The organism is Pseudoxanthomonas sp. LjRoot204_2 (assembly GCF_056175765.1).
Genome location: NZ_JBGFFG010000390.1, coordinates 1 through 3143, shown reverse-complemented (window position 1 = coordinate 3143; position 3143 = coordinate 1). Strand labels below are relative to the sequence as shown.

General features: G+C 65.1%; 3 protein-coding genes. All 3 read left to right on the top strand.

Annotation, left to right across the window (positions count from 1 at the left end; genetic code table 11):
* Positions 1 to 1325, top strand: a 1325-nt coding sequence (locus AC04L7_RS15340; protein ID WP_475513335.1) for a DNA cytosine methyltransferase, incomplete at its 5' end; no start/stop codon positions are given.
* A 29-nt stretch (positions 1326 to 1354) separates the two neighbouring features.
* The gene (locus AC04L7_RS15335) at positions 1355 to 1690 is read left to right on the top strand and encodes a hypothetical protein (protein WP_436001214.1); all 336 of its coding nucleotides are present in this window, start codon (positions 1355 to 1357) and stop codon (positions 1688 to 1690) included.
* Positions 1691 to 1692: 2 nt separating this feature from the next.
* On the top strand, positions 1693 to 3143 hold a 1451-nt coding region (locus AC04L7_RS15330), incomplete at its 3' end, for a hypothetical protein (protein WP_475513334.1).

Sequence of the window (3143 nt, the reverse complement as noted above, 5' to 3'; positions counted from 1 at the left end):
GCTATCTGACCGAGGCCACGCTCTGCGCGGGCGCGGGCGTGTCCACGCTGGCCTTCCACGAAGGCGTGCAGGCGCAGGGTCTGCGCTCGCGCGTGGACTGGATCGTCGATCGCGATCACCGCTACCTGGAGATGGCGTCGGTCAACAATCCGGCCATCACCGAAGACACGCGGCTGTACGAAGCCGCGCTGGAAGAGCTGGAGCCGGTTGCACTCAGCAAAGTGGCTAGTTTGGGTTTGTCGCTGCCCTGCACCGGACACAGTAAGGCAGGTCGTGCGAAGCGGAAGATCGACAAGGCGGAGGACCATCCGACTGACGCACTCGCGGTCTACGGCGCGCTGCGCATCGTCGACGCGGTGCAGCCTGCTGTGATCGTGTCGGAGAACGTCGCTGAAGCCCGCACGTCGGCGAGCTATGCGATCTTCATGGCGTACCTGCAGGAGCAGGGTTACGTCCTGCACGAAGCCCTGTTCGACTCCACCCAGAGCGGCAGCCTGGAGAACCGCACGCGGTGGTGGCTCGTCGCGATCTCGCGCGGGCTGGCCGAAGGGTTCTCGATGGACCAGGTGCCTGCGTATCCGAAGCAGTATGAGACCCTGGGCCAGGCGCTGGAGAACATCGGCGATGACGACGAGCGCTGGCGCACCTTCGACTACCTCGTGGCCAAGGCGGCACGCGATAAATCCGAAGGGAAGAACTTCAAGCCCAACGTGCAGAACGAGAGCGCTACCAGCGTGAACGGGCTTACGAGGGGTTACGCCCGCGTCAGACAAACCGATGTGAAGCTCGGGCGCGAAGACGGCATGCAGCGATTGCTGACGCCAGTGGAGCATGCCCGGGCCAAGGGCATTCCGGAATATCTCGTCAACGGATTCCCCGTCTCTGTCGCTCACGAAGCGCTGGGCCAATCGATCCTGTTCAACCATGCCAAGGGCATCGGCGAAGCCGTAGGCGCGCATCTGCGCGACCTGCAGCGTCCGGGCGAGCTGCCGCTGCGCCAGGCGATGGCACCGCGCGACTCGATCGCGCACGACGTGGCGCGCCAGATGGGCGATGCCGCCACGGTGGCCAAGATCCGCAGCCAGCTCGATGCGCCGGCGACGATGACCAAGGACACGTTCCTGGCCGTGCAGGCCGTCTGCGAAGACATGGCCATGCAAGTGGCCATGGGCACCGATGCGGCGGCCGGCTTCGATGCGCGCAACGAAGAGATCTACCGCCTGCTGGAAGCCTCCCCTTGGACGCTGCACCCGGACTACGGCTGCGTGCTGGCGTCGGACATCGATGAGCTGGACGCGGAAGCGGCCGGCGGCCTCAAACCCTGATTCCTCCCATATTCAACGGAGATCCCCCTATGCGCCTGCAACACATCAACTACCACATGCACCTTGCCGATGGCGGTGAGCAGTCGTGGCTCATCAAGCCCAACGCCAGCGGGCGCACGTTCAAGCACACTGAGGTGCACAACTCCGTGGAAGAGGAGTCCGACGCCGAAACCGAATCGGTGGTGGTGGAATTCGTCTGGCCCGGTGGCCGCCGGCATACGTGCGACCTGACCGGGGACCAGCACATGGACCTGGAGGCCCACGGCCTGCTCGACCAATGGCTTGCGCGTGTGAGCGATGGCGAAGTGCCGGAGGACGCGCTGGACGAAGTGCTGGCCGACGTCCCGCGGCTGAAGGTGGCCTGAGCATGGACGACACGATCAAGCGCGCCATCTACGAGAACGCGACCATCAAGGTGGTCATGCGCCCGGAACTGGATGCAGAGACGCGCCAGTTGGCCGGCCTGGCCATGCACAGGCTGATCGCCCAGATCCCCTCGCCGGACCATGATCCGGCGATTGAACCGATGCGGGCGGTGGCCCGTGCTGCTGATCGGCTTGCGGTGCTGATCGAGTCTGACAACGAGGATCACAAGGGTGCGGCGCCGGATGACATCGCCGCATACGATGCCCTCATGGGCGTGCTCGCCCGGTGGCAAATCACCTACGGCGACAGCAGCATGGATACGCCCAAGAAGGCGGCCGATGCGATGGCGCTGGCGATGAACCACGCGATCGCGCGTGTCGAGATCGCCCACCAGGAAGGCTCCGACATCATGAAGGCGCTGCTGCCGCAGATGAAAGATGCGGTGGYGGTGTACTACCGCACGCGCATCGACTTCGACATGGGCATGCTGCGCTCGCCGACCAAGACCGAACGGTTCGATGGTTCGTTCGTGGTGGAGATGGCGCGGGAGCTTCGCCACCTGGTGGGCGGCCTGTTCAAGCATCCCGGTCACGTCATGACCAGCGATGCCGATCGGACGTTGGCCGAGCGCATGCTCGCCAAGCTCGATCGCTTCCTGAAGGGGCCGAAGGAACCGGCGGGTGATATCGAGCCCGTGAAGGACTGTCTCAACGCGTTTGAAACGGTACTTCTGCACAACAAGCCCATGTCGGCCAACGACCTCGCTGCCCGCAAGGCGCTGCTGGCCGATGCCGACGATGCCGTGGTGCGGCTGGAGGGCGCGCTCGCGGCCGCTCAGCGCCGCGCCGCGTTCTTCGAGAACGAGCTGCGGGAGGCGAGCCACGATCTGTTTATGTGGGATGGGACGACAGAGTCGATCCAGACCATTCGCGAGAACATCACCATCTGCCTGGCTGGCGGCACCAACAAGGCGTTCGGTCAAGCCGGGGCAGTGAAAGATGGCCCGAGCAACGCCAAGGCCAGCGAAGGCCTGCAGCTGATGAAAGGGGCCATCGCGGATATGGATGGCGTCGAAATGGGTGAGCTTCGCTCTGACTTCGGTGGCGGCTGGATCGGCTCCATCCGCATGGCCGATGGAACGCAGGTCCTGGCCAACTACAGCGCTCACGGTCGCATCGACCTGGGCATCGAGCCGGCCACCGGCCCGTTCCCGGTTGAGATCGTCCGACAGGTCGATCTCGCGCAGATGCCAAGCGCGGAGGACCTGCGTTCGCACCTGCAGGCCACGGCGGACATCCTGGCCGCGGCCAGAGCCCCGCAGGCCAAGTTGCTTGCGCACGCGGCCATCACGCACGACACGCTGTCCGAGCTGGCGGAGAACGGCGACCTTCCTTCGGCAATACAGGCTCGCGTGGCCGATCACCTGGAAGAGGGCACGGCGCTGTTCCGCGC

What these genes read in the sequence shown, in the direction of transcription:
- AC04L7_RS15335 (WP_436001214.1), top strand. Translation starts at nt 1,355, where the DNA reads ATGCGCCTGCAACACATCAACTACCACATGCACCTTGCCGATGGCGGT.